We start from the raw sequence: 17,606 nt of genomic DNA, 5'->3' as shown, positions 1-17,606 counted from the left end.
AGCAGGGAAGCGGCGGCTTCATGCCGCCGCCTTACGCAGCTCGGCCGCGCGTCGTTGCACGGTGCGGACCGAGATCTTCAGCCGCCGGGCGGCGGCGAGCTGGGACATCCCGGTGGCGAGCAGGCGGTCGATCGCCTCAGCCCGCTCGGCGACGGTCAGGTACTCGGGCGGGTCACCGGCGACGGCGCGTTCTACCGCGATCTCGTCGACGTAGGCCTCGCCGCGCCAGCAGGAGAGGCAGAACACGGCGCCATCGGTCCGGGTGCGCAGCTCGTGGCCCTCGTGCTTAGCGAGGTACTCCTCGCGGCTCGGCCGCCGCGAGGAGGCGCACAGGCGCTCGCAGGCGCGGCAACGCCGCTTTCCCTTTGGATCGAGGTAGCCGTGCTCGGCATAGGGGTGGTCGTGGTAGCAATGCGTCCGCGGTACCTCGCCGAGGTTGCGCCACCTGTGTCCGTGTCTGATCCTGCGGATCGTCTCGACCGAGACGCCGTACAACGGGGCGAGGTCAAGGTTGCTCGCGCCAGCGGCGATGAGCTCCCGGATCTCCACGACATCGGCGACCGTGAGCTTGGCGTTGGGGCGGCTCATGCTGCCCACCGCTCCCACACCGTGATGCCGGCAGCCCGCGCCAGCTCCATGCAGCCCCAGGTGCCGTGGGTGGCGTGCCCGGCCGGCAGCAGCACTCCGCCGAGCCCGTAGCACGGCCCCGACTGCCTGCACAGCACGCAGTAGGCGACGACGCCGTTCGCGCCGAGCCTGACCATGCGTCCGTTGCGGAGATGTCCGGCGATCGGGCCGTTGATCCGCCACTCGGCTGGCGAGACGGGGTGCTTCTCGTGACCGACGCCAGGATTCCGCTCACACCAGGTGCGGACGTGTCGGTCAGCGCCCGAGGCGTCGCCGTGCACCACGGTGAGCTGCTGCCCCCTGGACTGGGCGAGCGCGCGCACCCTGTCCAGGTCCGCCCACACGCGACGCGGGTCGCGCCACACGCGGGCGCCTGTGGCCAGGATGCGCATCACGGCACCCACACGACCCGGCCGCGCCGGGCGTAGTAGTCCCACACCTCACGGGCGGGGCGGCCCAGCGAGCGGCGCGAGATCGGCGGGGCGAGCACGACCAAGCCGTCACGGACGACAAGGCCGAACGTGGCGTACGGCAGCAGGACGACGATCATGCCGACGCCCCACGGACTCCGGCGGTCACACGGTCGTAGGCGCGCAGGTCATCCGGCTCCAAGGGGCCGGTGTCGGCCACGCCGAGGATGTCCTCGGGCCGCACCAGCACAGAGCGCAGGTCGTTGTGGTCCACCCACCAGCCGCGCCCGGCCGCGTCCGCGGCCAGTACCTCGGCGGCGTGGGTTCCCCAGCCGGAGGCCCACACCAGCTCACCCTTCGAGCGGTAGGTGCCGCCGAACTGGCGGTGCGCGGCCTCGTCCGTGATCTCGAAGGCCATGATGTGGCCGACGATCAGCGCGTGCGGGCCGGGGGCGCGCGGGACGCTCAGCCGGTCGTTGCGGCCCACGACCTCGCGAATGCGGGTCACGCCGGTGGGGATGGACAGGTCTGTGGTCATCAGCGATCACCCGCCGCGCTGATCCACGCCTCGGCCTCAGCCCGCGCGGTCTCTACCGGTCCCTCGAAGCCGAAGCGGGCGACCGCCTTGCCGGTGTCGTCGTCGACGACCCAGACGCGGGAACCGTCCGAGATCCTCCAGCCCGGGTCGTGGATGCGGTACCGACCGCGGTCCCCGCACTCGGGTGTCCGGATGTAGTTGACGAAGATCCTGGTCTCCGTGAGCGCCTTCCCGAGGACCTCCTCGCGGCGGTGCCAGCCGCGCAGGCTGTGCTCGCTGGCGTAGGCGTCCGTGACCGCCCGGTGCTCGCGCTGATCCTCCGGGTACCTGCGGGAGTGGTACTCCGCTGCGGCCAGGGCGTCCATGATCTGCTGGTGCGAGGCGCCAGAAGCGATAAGCCGCTGCGCCTTCTCTGCTGCCTTGTCCGCGTCACGCAGGTGCAGCTCGCGCAGGTAGGTGCCCATGGCGCCCGGGGACCATTCGAGGTTGGGCCGGTGGAGCAGCTCGCCCAGGTCGCCGGCGTACCGCAGGGTGCTCACGACTCGCCCCCGACTCGCGCCCACGTGCTCGGGGTCACGTCGCGGACGGCCAGCTCCCAGCCGTAGTAGTTGTCATGGACCGCCCGGCGGGCGGCGTCGTGGGAGCCGTAGTAGTAGTGGTGGCCGTCGCCGTCACGCACGCCCCAGTCCAGGCGCCGGTGCCCCTTGCCGCGACGCGCGGCATCGACATCGGCGTCGGTGGGCTCGCGCCAGTCCCCGTAGTCGATATCCCGCACCACGCGCTCGTACGGGGCAGTGCTGGTCGGGTTCGCGAGCTGGGCCCACCTGTCCTCGGCGCGCTGAGGCCCCCACGTTTCGCCGCCCTTGACCTCTTCGGCGAAGACCTCCACGGGGTACTCGGGGTCCTCGATCCAGGGCCGGCCCTCGCGGACCTGGATCGGGTCCAGATCGGTGTAGTGGATACCGTGCTCGCGGATGACGGGAAAGCTCATGCCGCGCTCCTGGCGGGGGTCAGTCCGATGCGCTGGTTGAGGAAGCCGTCCGGAAGGGTGCGCCCCGGGCGCGGCACCACCCGCGTAACACCGAAGGCGTCGAACCCGCACCACGGGTCGAGCTCGCACGTGGCGCGGTTGGCGCGGTCGACGTTGGCCTCGGCGTCCTCGCGGGTGTCGTAGGGGCCGAGCAGGCAGCCCGTCGCGCGACCGCGAAGCACGGTGACGTAGAAGGCCTCCATCACGCAGCCTTCCGGGCCGGCGCGACCGCCTGGCGAATGAGCGTGAGGACGTGGGTGTAGTTCGGGTCCGCCGGATTGGTGATCATGAGGGTGGCGTGCTTGCGCGGGTCGGCGTCGGTCTTGGCCAGGCCGATGTGCACCATTTCGCCGCCAGCGGCGTCCAGCGCGTCCGCCAGGTACTTCGCGTTGAGGTGCAGCGGGATCTCCGGGCCGCTGTAGTCCGCCTCGACCGTCTCGCGGGCCTCCCCGGCCGCCGAGGCGCCAGCAAGCTCCAGCTCGCCAGTCCGGAAGACCAGGTCCATGCGGATGGCCTTGACCTCGTCCCGCTTCGCGGCAGGGTCCACGCGCCGCACCGCGTCCCGCAATTCGGCCCGGTCCACCTTCGCCGTGAGCACGGGCTTGGCGATGGCCAGTGTGTTGGCGTACGGCGCCGCGACCCCCATCACCGTGCCCGCGCTCACCACCCGGCCCGGCCAGCTCAGCCCGAACCGGCGCGCGCCCTGGGTGGCCCTGCTGACCGGGTCCAGGTGCAGCGTGGCCTCGCCGGTCTTCGGCAGGCCCTGGGCGATGTCGACCAGGGCCGCCGGAAGCAGCACCCCGGCATCGCCGGTGTAGTCCAGCACCGGCTCGAAGGTCACCCGCGCCACTGCGAGGCGGCGCCGGTCGGTGGCGGCCAGGGTGAGCGTGTCCGAGGTGTCCAGGGAGATGGAGCGGAACGGCGGGTCGGCCTTGGGGTCTCCGACACCGGGAGCCACCCGGGCCACCGCGTCACGCAGCGCCTCGGCCTTGACCTTGCCGATCTCCTCCGGCACCGCCATCACCTGCGGCCAGACCAGGGGCATGGTGTRCGCGTGCAGGGTCATTGCCCCGCAGGTCAGCGTGAGGGTGGTGCCCTCCAGGTCGAGCGTGACCGGGGCCTTGCGCAGGCGCCCGGCCACATCTGCGACCAGCTTGGCGTGCAGGATCGCATCGCCCGGGGCGTCCACGGTGGCCTCGACCTCGGCCGTGGCCCAGACGTCGAAGTCCGTGCCCTGGAGGGTCAGGCGGCCGTCCTCGGCAGTGATGTGGAAGGCGGACTGCACCTGGCTGGCGTCGCTGTAGTGGCGCACCTTGCCCAGCCACGCGACCGCGTCCGCGAGGTCCTGGGCGGCGAGGGTGGCCCTCATGCCGCACCAGCCAGTGGCATCTCAGTGCCGGCGGTCTCGGTGGCCTTCGCGGCAGCAGCGGCCTTCGCGGCCTCGGCGGCCACTTCGGTGTCGAAGCGGGTCTGCACCCACTCCGGCACGACGCGGCGGATGTACTCCGGAACCTTGGGACGCTCCAGCAGCTCCTTGAACCCCTCGTAGGCCTCCTCCCGCTCCTTGTCCAGGTCCGCGGGGGTCAGGTAGTTCTCGTTGACCGCGTCCGCGAGCCGCTGCGCGAGCGAGGAGCGGGTGGAATGGTCCGCGCCCCGGGTGAGCGGGTGGTCCTCCAGCACCTCGTAGGCCGCGTGGTAGCCAGGGTCGGCGATGTCGGGAAGAACGGGCGGGGCGGTCAGCAGGTCCAGCGGGTTGGTCACGCCTGACTCCTTCACGGTCGAGGGTCTCGTCTTACTCCCTCACAACGGCAGTATACGTCAGTATGAAGAGAGAAGCAGAGAGACAAAAGAACTGGCGGGTGCGTCGTCGAGAAGCTCGCAGGGCACCCGCCGGCGGGGGTCAGGCGTAGGGGGCGGAGGTCCTCACAGGGGTCCTCCCGGGCCGGTCAGGACATCCTCGACGTAGGCGAAGCCCAGGTGATCCACGGCTTCCTCGGCGTCCGCGGGACACATCAGCACCGGCTCGAGCACGGGAGCACCGACGAGGGCGGACGGGTTGGTGCGGCCGGCCACCGCGACTACGAACCGCTCGCCCGGGGCCAGGCAGCGACCGTAGGCGCAGACCTCCTCGCCACCGGACATCGTCATGCCGCCCATCTCTCTGCCTCGTGGAGAGCCGGTGCCGACCTGGCCTGGGCAACGATTTCGACCATCGGCAGCCCGTGACGGAAGTCGTGGCCGATGCGCGCCTCGACGGCCGCGTATTCGGCCGCCAGTTCGGGGTTGAGCTGCGCCGAGCGGACGAGCGCCGAGCGGGAGGCAAGCACGCAGAAGCGGCATGACAGCCGAGGCATCCCCGCGGCGTACGCGGGGTGCGGGCGGGTGCCGGCCGTCGCGATCCGCTCCCAGACCTGCGCCGTCGTCCAGCCGTGGATCGGCAGCCACTCGTCGACATGCCGCCGGCCGTTGGACGCCCGGTCGTCACGCCGGAACGGCTCCCGCCGGGCACGGGCCGGGGACTCCTCGGCGCGGAACCCGAAGACGTTCAGGATGCGCACCGGACGACCGAGATGCTGGCGCTCGCGCACCAGCGCCGTCATGAGCCGGTGGGACGGCGCCCGCTTGTGGTCGGAAGTGCAGTACCGGCGAGCGGCGTCCGGCCACCGGCCTCGGCCCTCGATCTGGTCGAGCAGATCCTGCGGTCGCCGCTCGCCCGTGACGCTGTCGACGATCTCGCGCCGAACGATCCGGATCGGGAGCCCGTAGTGGGCGGCGTGTTCGGCCGCAAGCTTCCGCGTTCCCGGCCACTCCATTCGGCCGAGGTCGGCGTGGACCACGATCACCCTGTCCGTGACCCCGGCATCGCGGGCCGCCTGCGCGACCACGTCCAGCGCGGCCTGCGAATCCTTGCCCGCGCTGGAGTTCGCCAGGATCAGGTCGTAGTCGCCGAGGTCGGGGCCGGACGAGGCGCTCACGAGGTCGCTCCCGGCACCCACACCCAGCGGGAATGGGCGAACGTCGGCTCGGGCCGCCCGATCGTGCGGGTCCTCTCCGCACGCCCACGGACGAGCTCGCCCAGGGTCACGCGCTGCCGCGTGTATCGCCCGACCAGCAGCTGCGTGGGCCGGTCCAGGTGGTCCGCGCACACGAAGCGCACCCGCGGAGCCTTCGCGACAGCTGCCTGGCCGCATCTCGCGTACCCGCAGACCGGCCCGGAGCCGAGGGTGTAGGCCACACCGTCGAGCAGTCCCACGAAGCAGATCGGACATTCGGCCGGGTAGCGGCAGATCCTCATCCCGCAGGCGCGGCAGGCGGTGGGCAGGTGGTCACCGTGCGGCCCGCCCTTGCCGCAGTAGCGGCACCCGCCGTCCAGCCGGCCCTGGATGAACGTCAGGTCGCCCCACCGGCCCAGCAGGTCGCTCGGGTCGGCCGGCGGCGGCACGGCCTGCGCGGGCGCGGTCACAGGTACTCCCCTGCAAGCTCGGGCGGCACGACCCAGCCCCACGGGCGGTCCAGCGGTAGCTCCGTGAGCCACCCGGCGGCCTGGGCGGTGCGCTCGGCCTCCGCAATGTCCTCGGCGGTGAGCCGCGTGCGGTCGCGGGCCCAGACCCGCACCGGCTTGCCGGTGGCGATGGCAGCCCGCAGCACCTCCTCGGCCCAGCCGCAGGCATTGACCGCCACCGTGCCGTCGCCCTCGTCGGTGACGTCGTCGGCGTAGTCCGCCCCGCCCGACAGGGACCTCCAGACGGTCGCCAGGTCGAATTGGTCTGGCGATGAGGTGGTCATACTGCGCTCCGTCGTCCCCGGCCCCGGCGCCGATTGGCACGCACGGTCTGCCGGTCCTCCTCGGAAAGCCGGCCTGGCGAGATAGGGGTGATGTAGTCCAGCTCGCGGGAGCCCGTGGGCGTCCCGCCCGCGCCGGTCCGTGGCGGGTTGGTGCGATCGGACAGGTACGCCTCCGTGCAGGTCCAGCAGAACCGGTCGCCCTCGCAGGGAGTCAGCCCGGACTGCCAGGCGCCCATGTGCCGCACGGGCCGCGCAGCCCGCCCGCACCCGGTGCAGGTCAGATCCACCTCGGCATCGCCGGGGCTGACGACGATGCCCATCTGCACCTCGCTCGGGTAGATCCCGTGCGCGGTGAGGACACGCGTCCACTCCGGGGCGGCGGAGAAGGTCGAGCACGGCCAGGGCTCGCCGTCCTCGGCGCAGACACCGTCGGCCTCACGGTGACCAGAGATCGGCGACCAGGCGTTCCGGTGCGCCTCCAGGTCGTAGCCGCCCGGGATCTCCACCCGGCGCCGGTACATGACGGACTCGCCGTCCCAGGTGTCGTTGGTCGCCATCACGCGCGCCCGTCGATGCGGACCGTGACCCGGTCGACCGCCGGACCGCCGTCGACCGGCACCACGTCGTAGGTGGTGTGCAGGTAGTCCTGCTCGTCGGTCGTGGTGCCGGCCCGAGTGGTCTCCACGCGAGTGACGGTCAGGTCGCCGTCGACCACCTTCACCTCGGCGAGACCGGCGAAGGGCGTCAGGCCGGTGTAGTGGCTGCTCTCCAGGAGGTTCGCCACGTCGTCGCTGCCCAGCAGAAGAGGGATGTCGGCGTCCTCGAAGTCGCCGCCCCAGGCCAGGTACTTGGTCATCGCGCGCTCCTGTCGTGGTGGTCGGCCCGGCGGTGCCGCACGTAGCGCGGGTGGCCGCCCTCCCAGGGCGAGCCGCGCAAGCAGATCAGGCAGGCTCCGCGCTCGGCGGCCTCCGTGGCCACCGCGTCCCAGGCGGTCTGCCGGGCGGCCTCGCCTGCCTCGCGACTCCGGTCGAGGGATGCGGCCTCGCGCCGCACCTGCTCCCGGTGGGCGTCCGCGGCGGCCAGGCGGGTGAAGACGTCCCGCACGTACTGCTCGTCCGCCCACTGGGAGGCCACGCACGCCGGGTTGGGGCAGGTGTGCTCGTCAGCCCGCTGGCCGGTGCCACACCACGGGCAGGAGAACCACGTGCGGTCTTCCGACCAGCCATCGATGGGGGCGCTGTCCCCGGTGACCAGCACCATCACGTTGCCCTCGCGGTGGGCGGTCATGATGCGGCCTCATCCTCGGCTGGCTTCGGCCGCAGCAGGTACCACATCGGCCGGGGCAACCGCTCGATCTTGTAGACGCCGTCGCCGAGGTCGAGCAGGCGGGCCTTCGGGTCCTCGTCCAGCCAGCTCCAGGCTGACTCCGGCGTGCGCGGGATCTCGCGGTAGTCGGAGTCCCTGCTCTGAACCACGCAGGTCATCGCGCCGCTCAACGCGAAGGCCTTGATCTCGGAGAACTCCAGGCGGTTACGTGGAATGACGCGCGGCTTCTGGCCAGGTGCGGTGGTGGCGACCATCGACACACCCTCCCTTCCGTCCCGTCTTACGCGGGCACAACAGCAGCATATGACAGTTAGAAGAGAGAAACCGAGAGATCCACGGGTAAGCGTGGGCGCTCTCGGCTTCTCTCAGGGGGTCATCGCCGCCGCAGCGCGGCCTCCCGGGCGGCCTCCTTGGCCACCGCCTCGCGGGTCTCGGCGGCGCGGGCCCGGTGCTGCTCGGCCCACTGCGACGCCTCCAGGCTCAGTCCCGCGGCCTCCCACTCGATCGCCTTGACGTCCTCGCGCAACGCGGGGAAGTGCGGAAGGACGTAGACCGGCACGGTGACCAGGTCACCCAGTGCGGCCAGCGCGCGAGCGGCGGTGGCGGCCTTGGCCTGCGAGCCGATCCCGACCAGCAGCCGGCGGCTGTCGACGCTGCGGACCACCGACCAGTCCCCCCGCCCGGCGTTCACCAGGACAAGCCCCGGGGCCCCCTTGACCTCCCGCGGCGCCTTCGGCTCCGGGTGGATGGTGCTGCGCCAGCTCGCATACCTCTTCCCTGCCGCGTCGACACGCCCGGCCAGGATCTCGCGCTCCAGCCGGCACCGTGACGGTTCGCCCTCGGCCTCGGCGCGCACGTCGATGGCGATCGCCCACGGCGCCAGGTCCCGCAGCACGTGGCAGGCCCAGTACGCCTCGATGTTGTCCGCGTGGCCCGCGGTCAGCGTCGAGCCCGGGTACCGCTCCTGGTAGGTGCGCCAGGTGCCAGCGTCGTCCCGGCCGATCTCCAGCCCGTCCGGCGGCATCGGCGGCCAGGCGGGCTCGTACCGGAACGGCACCACGTCGAGCTGGGGCAGCTTCTCCGGCGCGATGAACCCCGCGACGCCGCCCTCGCGGTCCAGACTCTCAGCCTTGAGTCGGGTCTGCTCAATGTCCGGCGGCGTCCGCGCGTCTCCGGCATCCACCGCGACCTCACCAGCCTTGCAAGCCTGGTCCCGGTCCTCGTGCTCCGCCAGCACCTGCCGGCCCACCATGCCCGCCAGTTCGGTACGCGCGTACGGGAACGGCCGGTAGTAGACCTCCCAGTTCGAGCGCCAGTCGTTGCGAATCCGGAGCGGCTTCGAGGTGACGTACAGGGCGTGGCCGTTGTAGATCCAGCAGTGGTCGAGCACCGCGCTCATCGCTCACCCCGGACACGGCGGGCCAGCAGGTCACCCACCCGCTTCTCGTACTTCGGCGGGAAGCCGTGCAAGGCTCCGTGCATCTCGCTCCGCTCCCCCGTGCGGGGATAGAGGAGCACCGAGCCGTCGGGCTGGTAGTAGTCGTCCGGCCCGTTCGCCTCGGTCAGGCCGTGGTCGATCAGGATCTCGACAGCCTCGTCGCACCCGCGGGCAGGGAAGGTCGCCGACCAGACATCCGCATCGTCGGGGCGCTCGGGCACGAAGTCGCGGTAGTCGATCTTTACCTCGGGGGTCATGGCTTCTCCATCCAGATCGCGACGGTCGCGACATCGGTTCCCGAGGCCGCGAAGGACTTCTCCGGCAGCGCCCTCCAGCGGCCATACTGCTCGACCCGCTCGCGAAGGCTTCGGTGCCTGCGATCGGTGCGGTAGGTGAAGCCGGCGGGCACGATCGCGGTCAGCGACCTGCCGGGCCACAGCAGCGGCCAGGCCAGCTCGATGTGATCAATCCACGCACTGGCCGCACCCGGCAGCGTGAAGGGCGGGTTCATCACCACGGCGTCGAACGGCCGCGCCTCGGCCTGGAGGTGGCGCAGTGCTACGTCCTCGAACCGGTCCGCCTGGACGTTCACCAGGCCGCTGCCGTCGTCGATCCGGGCGGCGCGCTCGGCGTTCGGCTCGACGGCCACCACCTCGACGACCGGGTTGACGCGGCGGATGGCGCGGACCAAGGCGCCGTCACCCGCGGATGGCTCCAGCACCCGCGCAAACGGCGAGAGATCGGGGATGTCGGTGTAGGCCTCGACCACGAGCTGCGCCAAGGCATCCGGGGTGGCGAAGTACCCCTCGACCTGGTGTGGGGCCTTCGGCATCGCCGGCACCGAGCCGCTGGCGAGCAGCGCGGCCAGCGCCTCGCCCGGCGCACTCGGGAAGACGTGGGCGCCGGCCTTGCGGTTCCAGGTTCCGCCGAGAGCGCGCAGCGCCTTGTCCGTGGCGGTGTACGTCCCGCGGTCGAGCTTGCCCGCGAGGCGGACGGTGGTGCCGTCGACGACAGCGGAGGTAAGGGCTGCGCGGACCTCCGGGACGAGTGCGACCATCACTCGCTCCCGCCCTGTGGYCAGGCTGCATCGATCCCCGCGTCCAGGGAGCCCACCAGCCAGTCACGGAAGCCTTCGGCGTCCTCCCGGGAGCCGAACAGCGGTGTGAAGTCGCGGCCCAGTTCCACGGACAGCTCCCGAGCCGGCTCGTCCATTCCAACGTCGTAGAAGGTGCGGGCGGTGACGGCGCCCGACGGCAGGTGCTCGACCGCCCGGCCGATGGCGCCCGGCCCGTCCGGCTCGCCGTAGGTGTAGCCGTCGGACTCGTACAGCTTCTCGATCACGGGTGCTCCCTCGTGGTCGTGGTGGTGTTCGTGTGGCACGCGGGCTCCGGCGGGTAAACGCTCATGCCGCGTCGCCGGTGCTCTCGACCTCGACCCCGAGGCTGGCCAGCGCGCGCGTGCGGAACCCGTTCGCGTCGAACCGCTTGCCGATGACCTCGGCATGGCTGGCGTAGTGGTCCACCGCGCGCTCGACCTCGACCTGGCAGGCCTCCGAGATCAACGCCGGGGGCAGCTTGGGCGCCTCACCCGCGGTGGCCCAGTAGTCGGCCTGGGCCGGCCGGATCGCCCAGACCAGCGCCGACAGCTCTTTGGCGGACAGCTTGGCCGGCTTCGCGGGAAGGCGCGGAATCTGGCGTACCAGACGGGCCAGCCCCACGGCCCGGTTGCGCCAGGTGGTGACGTCCTCCTCCTGGTCCTTGCGCTCGGGCTGGGCGTCCAGCGCGGCGCGCTCGGCCGCGCGGTCCCGTGACCGCTCCGTCAACAGCTCGGGCGAGACCTTCTCCATGAGGTCCGCGCCCTTGCCACTGCCCATCTGGTGGCCGAGGCCGATCGCGATGGCGATCCACTGGTCCCGGGACCAGTCAGCCTCGATTCGCCGCCGGTGAGCCTCGTTCGCGTGCCGCTCGGCCGCGAGCACGGCTTCCTCCAGCTCCCGACAACGCCCGGTCAGGGCGACCTCCCCGGGCCAGCCGGCCCGCATCTCGGCCTCAGCCGTGTCGCCGGGGCGCAGGGAGCGCCACGAGTCCGGCACCAGGTCGGTGGCCACACCCCGGCGCAGCAGCTCGGCTAGCACGCGGTCGAGCTGGGCGCCCGCGTTGCGCTCCTTGCGCTCGGCGTCCACCTGCGCCGCCGCAGCACGGTGGCGGTAGCTGTCGACCTTCTGCTCGGCCAGGTCGAGGCGCTGGCGCAGGCGGGTGTTCTCGGCCTCCGTGGCCGCGAGCTTGCTCCGCAGGCTGTCGGCCTCCGCCCGCGCTTCCTGCTCGGGGCTCATCCAGTAGTTGTGGTGCTCGTGCTCATGCGGCGCTTCCTTCCGCCGGGACGAATCCCAGGCAGCCGATGACGTGAGGGGTGATGCGGGCGGGCTCGCCCGTGCTGGGGTCGGTGGCCCAGCCGCCGGGCTCGTCAACGGAGGGCCCGCGGTCGACGTAAAGGCCGCCCTCGCCGAACACGGGCTCGTGGTCCACCGCCCGGCGCCCGCACCGGCCGCAGGGGTCCGTGAGGCCGGGGGCGGTCACAGCAGGCCTCGCGCGGTGGCGCGGCCGACCACACGCTCGGACCAGTCCATTGCCGCCTCGATGTTCGGCAGCCGGTCGGTCATCGCGTCCAGTCCGTGGAACACGGCGGCGAACCGGCCCGGCACGGGGCCCTCGCCGACGTACACCTCCGCGCCATCGACCTCGCCCACCAGGGCGGGGGTCTCGGGGTCGCCCGGCCAGGTGGCCGGCTCCCAGGTGAGTCGTCCCATGGCCACTCCCAATCGTCTCGCTACACCCCGATGCATTCAGGTTCAACAGCAGTATATGTCGGTGAGACGAGAGAAGCAGAGAGATCTCCGAGATCGACGAGATGCCGCCGAGGCCGAGTTCCCATGGGCACTCCATGGGAACTCGGCTCAAACGATCACTGTTGATCGGCGCCGACGACGACCGCCGAACAGTGCCAATGGACGCTCAAAACCGCTGTAGCGCAGCAAGGTACGGTGGTCGAGCGCCTGGCAGGACGGCCACCCGCTAACGATCAAGCACCACTCTGGGGGTCTGGGGGTCGCAGGTTCAAATCCTGTCGTCCCGACAGGGGAAAAGCCCTCTCCATCAAAATCGATGGAGAGGGCTTTTGGCTTTCATGAGGCGCCATGGAGGTTTTTGCGGACGCCAGCCAGAGCCGCAGGCGGGCTCAGCGCAGGATCGCCGCCTCGTACCGAGCTCGGAGGACCTTGATGATTCGGTCCTCGGTCTCAGGCAGGACGTGGGAGTAAACCCCGGAGATGCCCCGACCGCGCCGACTGTGCCCGAGACGGGCCTTGGCCGCCGAGTCCGGGATGCCGGCGGTGTCGGAGGCGTCGGTGTGAATGGCCTCGGCGTCATTTCCCTCGGGTAGCCGGATGTTGTAGCGGGGGTTGTACGTCAGAATCGCTGGCCGATTGTCCGCCGCACCGGAGAGCAGGAGCTGGAGGTCCTCGTAAATCAGCTCGACCGTGCCCGGTGCCTTCCACCCGGCGAGATCCTCGTCCGCCCAGTCCTGGATGTCCGGCCGGTCGAACCCGGCCAGGAGGGTCTCTCCCCAGCTGGGTTCCAGGTGCAGCCGCCAGCAGCGGTCCGTCTCCTCGAGCTGCGCGCGGCCTTGCGGGTCGACCGGCAACAGGTCGCCACCAGCGCTCACGCCAGGCAGCCAGCGTCAGCGTCTCCGCCGCGGGTCTCGGCGGCTCGACCGGCGGGGCCGGGGTGGTCAGGCCGGTGCACGCGGAGGACATCGACTCGCACATGCAGTTCGGCACGTGGCCGCCCGGTGTCAGCGGGTGGCGATGACGTCCATGTCACGGATCGCAGCGGAGGGTGACGGACCGGCGGCGACGACAGGGGCGGGCGTCACCGGCGCACCGGTCACGTCCAGAGTGGGCGCGACACAGGGCATCGGCGCCACCCGGCTCTTCCCGATCCGGCACGCGACCCCGGTCAGCCTGATGCTGATGAAATCGGCGATCTGCGCGCCGAAGCGGATCGGCTGGCCGCCGACGCGAATGTCACTGACGGTGAAGTTCTCGCTTGCCGGCACCTCGAAAGCCGCGCGCACCGGGTGGCCCTCCTCGCCGCGGGTGTAGGTCCAGAACCGCTTCGGGTCGGAGCCGTCCGGACTCTCCCAGCCCGCCGTCGACAGGTCGTCGAAGTACAGCCCGACCGGGTTGGCGAGGGTGATGTCGGCGTCGAGGCGGGCCAGGCCGTTGACCACCCCGCCTATGTGCGGGTCGCTGTTGCGGGTGGCGTCACCGTACTGCGAGCACTTGATCAGCTCCTGCTCGCTGGTGAGCTCGGTGTCGTTGACCACGCGGACGATGGTCGCGGCGGCGGCGAGCTCGATCTCGGCGGAGAGCGTGTTCGCCCCTTGGACCAGGTGCATCGCCCCCTGGACGGTTCCGGTGTTCCAGGGATTGCGCCGCACATAGTTGCCGGAGGCGTCGAACAGGTCGCCCTGGCTCACCTTGGGGCTGACGAACTCCTGGTAGAGCCGGACGACCCTGGCCGGGTCCAGCTGGGCGAGCACCTCCCAGTACTCCGGGCCCTCGCAGGTGAAGTCCACCCGGGTGATCTGGCCCTGCTCGTTTCGGGTGACGCTCCACTCGCAGTACTCGTCCTGCACGTCGCGCGAGGCGTCGGCGCGCCGCCAACGCTGGACGTCCGCTACCGAGTTGACCTTGATGTTACGTGGGAACGCGATCCAGCTGATGTCACTGGTCTGCGCGTCGGGGGCGGTGTCGACCCTGGTCGGGTTGTAGAAGCGGGCCCGCGGGGCGTCGTTGAGGTGGTCACGCCGGCCGGCGGCGGACGCGTCGAACTGCTCCGAGATGAAACTGCTCCACACCGCCCTGCCGTTCGCGTCGAGGTCGGTCAGGTGCCCAGGTGGATCGAACTGCTTCAGTACCGTCATTACAGCTCCTCTCGACGGGCCCGCCGCCCGGCTGGCGCCGGGCCGCCCGACAAGGTGATCGCTCCATCGCCGCGGCAGCCGCAGATCACCGCGCACTCAGGTGGCCGCGGCGGTCATGCGGTCACGGCGCCGCCAGCGGTCATCCGCAGCGGCGGAGCGCCTCGCGGGATGTTGGTTGTCGGCAGGGTGAGGGTGAACTCGGCGAGGCGCATCGCCCGAAACCGGTTCCGCCGGGATTCCGCCAGCCGGACGTAGGCATCGAACCCGGCTGGCATGGCAGCCTGCGCGGCGACCGCCTTCATGTAGTCCTCCAGGCGGGTGGCGAAGGCATCCTGCCAACCGCTGTCGCCGAGTTGCCAGTTCGCGGCGAACTCCCGCTCCGGGCTGCCGTCAGGAGTCTTCTCGGCGACGGCGAGGATCGCAGCGGCGAACTCCGCTGCCAACCGGCCCGGCACGCCGGCCGGCAGCTCCAAAGGGCCGTCCGGTACGTACTCGAGCAGCCGTTCCCGGGCATCGCTGAACACAGGGTTCGGGAAGTCCACCATCGCCACGCAGGCCACCAGGCGTGGTGTGAGCAGCCCACGTCTCACCATCTGCCTGACCACCTCAGTGTCCTCGAACGCCGGCTCCGGCACGCAGAACGCGAAGTGGGTGTCGCCGGGCTGGCGGAAGTCCCCCTCGACCAGCGCGTAGTCGTACTTGTGCAGACCGGCTGCGTACAGCGCCACCGGCACAGCCACCGGGTCGATGTTCGCCGGGATCTCCAGGGTGTTCAGCAACAGGTCGACGTCGAGCCAGAAGCTGGTCGGGACGACAAGCCGGTCGTTCTCGTCCTGCGACGCGGCGAGCACCCGGCTCTCCTGGTCGGAGCTCGCGAGGTTCACGGTCGTGCTGGTACACAGGTGGCGCAACAGCCAGTCCGGGTGGTCGATCTGCCCAGCCCGGTCGACCCGGTCGAGTCGAGCGTGCGTCCATCTGCTCACCGAGGCGCGGACGAGCAGCTCGAGGTCCTCCGCACCGTCGGCGTCGCGGAACAGCGGCTCGGTGCGCAGTGGGTCGTCGTCGTCGAGCCGCACCCCTGCCTTCATCGACTTCCAGTGCAGCCAGGGCGCGCGCAGCTCCTTCATCACCACGCTGCCGTTGACATGGCTGTCGAAGCACCCCCTACCGCGAGATTCCGGGGCGAGCGCGCTGTACGAGTCGCCGCCCCACACCCAGCTACCAGCGACGCGCATGTAGTAGTTGAACAGGCCGTGCTCGTCATCCCAGGCCGCGACCTGCAGAAAGGTGATCTCCGGCGGGTCGACCGCGCTGGTGCTGACCAGCAGGTCAGCCTCGCCGCCGTGGTCGGAGCGGATCACGACGTAGCGCAGGTCCCGGAACAGGTTCGCCTGCCGGGCCTGCTCCGGCGGGATCTGCCCGGCCTCGCCCATGACGTAGGACCGCTGCCGCAGCAGCAGCTTGGCCTCGGTCAGGCCGCCGAGCAGCTCCGGCAGCGTCATCGGAAAGACGCCAGAAGCCAGCAGGCGGGCGGCGAACGGGTCCTGCAGGCTCTGAAGCTGCTCAGGCGACATCGGCGTGGGGCGCTCGTCGACGCCCTGCACGAACCGGTACAGGGTTCCGGGCACCAGCTCAGGCGATCGACGCTGCCCGTCCGCCGCCGCGGTCGGGCCACGCCGCGCCTCCTGGTCGGCCGCCACGTGGGCGGTCGGCCAGGTGCCGAGCTCGGGCACATGCTGATGATCGGGCCAGGCCGTCGCCCGCCGGCCGCGAACCGGGACCGGTCGACGAACGGACGCTGCAGAACCCGTCATCGAAACTCCTCTACGCACTTGACTAGTTACCTAGAGTAGCAGCAGTCAAGCGGTTCGAGGCAGCCAAGATGGCCAGGGGGCTGTGGCCGGGCTTCGCGTTCGCGCCACAGGCGCCGTCATCACACCGAATCAGCCAACCGAACGCAGGCAGGTCGGAGAAGAAACGAGCCGATCCCGGACCTGGCCGCGAAGGTACAGGTCGGCGTCAGGCCCGGCGGTCGGCGCGTTCGCGGACCCGGATCGAGATCTCGATCGGGGTGCCGGCGAAGCCGAAGTCCTCCCGCAGCTTGCGCTCCAGGAACCGGCGGTACGCCGACTCCAGGAAGCCGGTGGTGAACACGACGAAGCGTGGCGGGCGCACCCCGGCCTGGGTCGCGAACAGCACGCGGGGGATCTTGCCGCTCCGTGACGGCGGCGGCGTCGCCGCGACGATCTCGGTGAGCCAGGCGTTGAGACGCCCGGTCGGGATGCGGGTGCCCCAGGATTCCAGTGAGGTGTGCAGGGCCGGCGCGAGCTTGTCCGTGGCGCGGCCGGTGCGGGCGGAGATGTTCACCCGGGGCGCCCAGGCGACGCGGCCCAGGTCCCGGACGATCTCCTGCTCCAGGTCGAGCCGGCGCTCGGTGTCGAGCAGGTCCCACTTGTTGAACGCCAGCACGAGGGCCCGCCCGGCTTCGGTGACCATGCTGATGATCCGCTGGTCCTGCTCGGTGATGGGCTCGTCGGCGGCGAGCAGCACGATCGCGACCTCGGCGGCCTCCAGCGCGGACGCCGTCCGCAGCGAGGAGTAGTACTCCGCGCCGGACGCCTCCTTCACCCGCCGCCGCAGGCCGGCCGTGTCGATGAACATCCAGGTCTCGCCGCCGACGGTGACGAGTTCGTCGACCGGGTCGCGGGTGGTGCCGGCGACGTCGTGCACCAGCGAGCGCTCGGAACCGACGATCTTGTTGAGCAGACTGGACTTGCCGACGTTCGGCCGGCCGATCAGCGCCACCCGCCGCGGGCCGTCCTCCTCGACGAAGCGTTCCCTGGGCGCCTCGGGAAGCACCGCGAGGACCGCGTCGAGCAGGTCACCGCTGCCGCGGCCATGCAGCGCGGAGACGGGGTACGGCTCACCCAGGCCCAGGCTCCACAGCGCGGCCGCGTCGGCCTCGGTCCGCGCGTCGTCGACCTTGTTCGCCGCGAGGATGACCGGCCGGCCCGACCGGTGCAGGACCCTGGCGACGGCCTCGTCCGCGTCGGTCGCGCCGACCGTGGTGTCGATGACGAACAGCACGCCGTCGGCCGTGTCGAGGGCGGCCCGGGCCTGCTCGGCCACCCTGGCGGCGAGGCCGCGGGCGTCCGGCTCCCAGCCGCCGGTGTCGACGACGGTGAACCGGCGGCCGTTCCAGACCGCGTCGTAGGCGACGCGGTCGCGGGTGACGCCGGGAGTGTCCTCGACGACCGCGGCGCGGCGGCCGAGGATGCGGTTGACCAGCGTCGACTTGCCGACGTTCGGCCGCCCGACGACGGCGAGCACCGGCTGCCCGCCGGCGGCCGGCCCCGACGCCGAGGAGCCCCGGCCCGCGAGGTCGTCGTGGGTCTCGGCGGCGAGGTCTTCGATGTTCATGACTGCTGCACTCCGGCTCGGGCTGGACATCCGGCTCGGGCTGGACAT

The 17,606-nt window shown here is 71.3% G+C and carries 28 protein-coding genes; all 28 read right to left on the bottom strand.

What is annotated here, in order from left to right; all coding sequences use genetic code 11:
* Positions 1 to 18: 18 nt before the first annotated feature.
* The 28 genes from CcI49_RS02840 to der all read right to left on the bottom strand — a co-directional run bounded on the left by CcI49_RS02840 (position 19) and on the right by der (position 17,558).
* Positions 19 to 588, bottom strand: a complete 570-nt coding sequence (locus CcI49_RS02840) for a helix-turn-helix domain-containing protein (protein ID WP_131830977.1) — start codon at positions 586 to 588, stop codon at positions 19 to 21.
* A complete protein-coding gene (locus CcI49_RS02835; protein WP_131830976.1) occupies positions 585 to 1,019 on the bottom strand; it encodes an SLOG family protein in 435 nt (144 codons plus the stop codon). The genes CcI49_RS02840 and CcI49_RS02835 overlap by 4 nt, the downstream gene beginning before the upstream one ends.
* On the bottom strand, positions 1,019 to 1,177 hold the full coding sequence (locus CcI49_RS41905) for a hypothetical protein (RefSeq protein WP_158230692.1): 159 nt from the start codon (positions 1,175 to 1,177) through the stop codon (positions 1,019 to 1,021). The genes CcI49_RS02835 and CcI49_RS41905 overlap by 1 nt, the downstream gene beginning before the upstream one ends.
* Positions 1,174 to 1,575, bottom strand: a complete 402-nt coding sequence (locus CcI49_RS02830) for a hypothetical protein (protein WP_076823987.1) — start codon at positions 1,573 to 1,575, stop codon at positions 1,174 to 1,176. The genes CcI49_RS41905 and CcI49_RS02830 overlap by 4 nt, the downstream gene beginning before the upstream one ends.
* Positions 1,575 to 2,114, bottom strand: coding sequence for a hypothetical protein (locus CcI49_RS02825; protein WP_076823986.1), 540 nt, complete (start codon positions 2,112 to 2,114; stop codon positions 1,575 to 1,577). The genes CcI49_RS02830 and CcI49_RS02825 overlap by 1 nt, the downstream gene beginning before the upstream one ends.
* Entirely contained in the window at positions 2,111 to 2,566 is a 456-nt protein-coding gene (locus CcI49_RS02820) for a hypothetical protein (RefSeq protein ID WP_076823984.1), read from the bottom strand. The genes CcI49_RS02825 and CcI49_RS02820 overlap by 4 nt, the downstream gene beginning before the upstream one ends.
* Positions 2,563 to 2,808: a hypothetical protein gene (locus tag CcI49_RS02815; RefSeq protein ID WP_076823982.1), complete on the bottom strand. Its 246-nt coding sequence runs from the start codon at positions 2,806 to 2,808 to the stop codon at positions 2,563 to 2,565. Before CcI49_RS02815 ends, CcI49_RS02820 begins: the two co-directional genes overlap by 4 nt.
* Positions 2,808 to 3,974: a DNA polymerase III subunit beta gene (locus CcI49_RS02810; protein ID WP_076823980.1), complete on the bottom strand. Its 1,167-nt coding sequence runs from the start codon at positions 3,972 to 3,974 to the stop codon at positions 2,808 to 2,810. Before CcI49_RS02810 ends, CcI49_RS02815 begins: the two co-directional genes overlap by 1 nt.
* Positions 3,971 to 4,366 carry a hypothetical protein gene (locus CcI49_RS02805; RefSeq protein WP_076823979.1) on the bottom strand — a complete coding sequence of 132 codons (396 nt, stop codon included), beginning with the start codon at positions 4,364 to 4,366 and terminating at the stop codon, positions 3,971 to 3,973. Before CcI49_RS02805 ends, CcI49_RS02810 begins: the two co-directional genes overlap by 4 nt.
* Before the next feature lie 162 nt (positions 4,367 to 4,528).
* The gene (locus CcI49_RS02800) at positions 4,529 to 4,753 is read right to left on the bottom strand and encodes a hypothetical protein (RefSeq protein WP_131830974.1); all 225 of its coding nucleotides are present in this window, start codon (positions 4,751 to 4,753) and stop codon (positions 4,529 to 4,531) included.
* The gene (locus tag CcI49_RS02795; protein ID WP_198955438.1) at positions 4,750 to 5,580 is read right to left on the bottom strand and encodes a phosphoadenosine phosphosulfate reductase family protein; all 831 of its coding nucleotides are present in this window, start codon (positions 5,578 to 5,580) and stop codon (positions 4,750 to 4,752) included. The genes CcI49_RS02800 and CcI49_RS02795 overlap by 4 nt, the downstream gene beginning before the upstream one ends.
* Positions 5,577 to 6,068 carry a hypothetical protein gene (locus CcI49_RS42425; RefSeq protein WP_198955437.1) on the bottom strand — a complete coding sequence of 164 codons (492 nt, stop codon included), beginning with the start codon at positions 6,066 to 6,068 and terminating at the stop codon, positions 5,577 to 5,579. The genes CcI49_RS02795 and CcI49_RS42425 overlap by 4 nt, the downstream gene beginning before the upstream one ends.
* Positions 6,065 to 6,391, bottom strand: a complete 327-nt coding sequence (locus tag CcI49_RS02790; protein ID WP_076823975.1) for a hypothetical protein — start codon at positions 6,389 to 6,391, stop codon at positions 6,065 to 6,067. Before CcI49_RS02790 ends, CcI49_RS42425 begins: the two co-directional genes overlap by 4 nt.
* Positions 6,388 to 6,948, bottom strand: coding sequence for a hypothetical protein (locus CcI49_RS02785; RefSeq protein WP_076823973.1), 561 nt, complete (start codon positions 6,946 to 6,948; stop codon positions 6,388 to 6,390). Before CcI49_RS02785 ends, CcI49_RS02790 begins: the two co-directional genes overlap by 4 nt.
* Complete coding sequence (locus tag CcI49_RS02780; RefSeq protein ID WP_076823971.1) at positions 6,948 to 7,247, bottom strand: hypothetical protein; 300 nt, start codon at positions 7,245 to 7,247, stop codon at positions 6,948 to 6,950. Before CcI49_RS02780 ends, CcI49_RS02785 begins: the two co-directional genes overlap by 1 nt.
* On the bottom strand, positions 7,244 to 7,678 hold the full coding sequence (locus CcI49_RS02775; RefSeq protein ID WP_076823969.1) for a hypothetical protein: 435 nt from the start codon (positions 7,676 to 7,678) through the stop codon (positions 7,244 to 7,246). Before CcI49_RS02775 ends, CcI49_RS02780 begins: the two co-directional genes overlap by 4 nt.
* Positions 7,675 to 7,971, bottom strand: coding sequence for a hypothetical protein (locus CcI49_RS02770; RefSeq protein ID WP_131830973.1), 297 nt, complete (start codon positions 7,969 to 7,971; stop codon positions 7,675 to 7,677). The genes CcI49_RS02775 and CcI49_RS02770 overlap by 4 nt, the downstream gene beginning before the upstream one ends.
* A 119-nt stretch (positions 7,972 to 8,090) precedes the next feature.
* Positions 8,091 to 9,116, bottom strand: a complete 1,026-nt coding sequence (locus CcI49_RS02765; protein WP_076823965.1) for a hypothetical protein — start codon at positions 9,114 to 9,116, stop codon at positions 8,091 to 8,093.
* Positions 9,113 to 9,412 carry a hypothetical protein gene (locus CcI49_RS02760; RefSeq protein ID WP_076823963.1) on the bottom strand — a complete coding sequence of 100 codons (300 nt, stop codon included), beginning with the start codon at positions 9,410 to 9,412 and terminating at the stop codon, positions 9,113 to 9,115. The genes CcI49_RS02765 and CcI49_RS02760 overlap by 4 nt, the downstream gene beginning before the upstream one ends.
* Positions 9,409 to 10,212, bottom strand: a complete 804-nt coding sequence (locus CcI49_RS02755; protein ID WP_076823961.1) for a hypothetical protein — start codon at positions 10,210 to 10,212, stop codon at positions 9,409 to 9,411. Before CcI49_RS02755 ends, CcI49_RS02760 begins: the two co-directional genes overlap by 4 nt.
* Positions 10,212 to 10,496 (bottom strand): hypothetical protein, encoded by a 285-nt coding sequence (locus CcI49_RS02750; RefSeq protein ID WP_076823959.1) that lies wholly within the window; start codon positions 10,494 to 10,496, stop codon positions 10,212 to 10,214. The genes CcI49_RS02755 and CcI49_RS02750 overlap by 1 nt, the downstream gene beginning before the upstream one ends.
* A gap of 61 nt (positions 10,497 to 10,557) precedes the next feature.
* A complete protein-coding gene (locus CcI49_RS02745; RefSeq protein WP_076823958.1) occupies positions 10,558 to 11,487 on the bottom strand; it encodes a hypothetical protein in 930 nt (309 codons plus the stop codon).
* Positions 11,488 to 11,509: 22 nt separating this feature from the next.
* Positions 11,510 to 11,680: a hypothetical protein gene (locus tag CcI49_RS41900; RefSeq protein ID WP_158230691.1), complete on the bottom strand. Its 171-nt coding sequence runs from the start codon at positions 11,678 to 11,680 to the stop codon at positions 11,510 to 11,512.
* Positions 11,681 to 11,727: 47 nt separating this feature from the next.
* Positions 11,728 to 11,961 carry a hypothetical protein gene (locus CcI49_RS02735; protein WP_054565856.1) on the bottom strand — a complete coding sequence of 78 codons (234 nt, stop codon included), beginning with the start codon at positions 11,959 to 11,961 and terminating at the stop codon, positions 11,728 to 11,730.
* Positions 11,962 to 12,389: 428 nt separating this feature from the next.
* The gene (locus CcI49_RS02730; RefSeq protein ID WP_054565855.1) at positions 12,390 to 12,875 is read right to left on the bottom strand and encodes a hypothetical protein; all 486 of its coding nucleotides are present in this window, start codon (positions 12,873 to 12,875) and stop codon (positions 12,390 to 12,392) included.
* 129 nt (positions 12,876 to 13,004) lie between these two features.
* On the bottom strand, positions 13,005 to 14,138 hold the full coding sequence (locus tag CcI49_RS02725; RefSeq protein WP_076823954.1) for a hypothetical protein: 1,134 nt from the start codon (positions 14,136 to 14,138) through the stop codon (positions 13,005 to 13,007).
* A gap of 113 nt (positions 14,139 to 14,251) precedes the next feature.
* A complete protein-coding gene (locus tag CcI49_RS02720; RefSeq protein WP_131830972.1) occupies positions 14,252 to 15,952 on the bottom strand; it encodes a hypothetical protein in 1,701 nt (566 codons plus the stop codon).
* Between the two features lie 205 nt (positions 15,953 to 16,157).
* Complete coding sequence (der, locus tag CcI49_RS02715) at positions 16,158 to 17,558, bottom strand: ribosome biogenesis GTPase Der (RefSeq protein ID WP_054565853.1); 1,401 nt, start codon at positions 17,556 to 17,558, stop codon at positions 16,158 to 16,160.
* Positions 17,559 to 17,606 lie beyond the last annotated feature (48 nt).

The sequence above is a fragment of the Frankia sp. CcI49 genome (genome assembly GCF_001983215.1).
GTDB classification, from domain to species: Bacteria; Actinomycetota; Actinomycetes; order Frankiales; family Frankiaceae; genus Parafrankia; species Parafrankia irregularis.
This window is presented reverse-complemented; position numbering and strand designations above follow the sequence as displayed.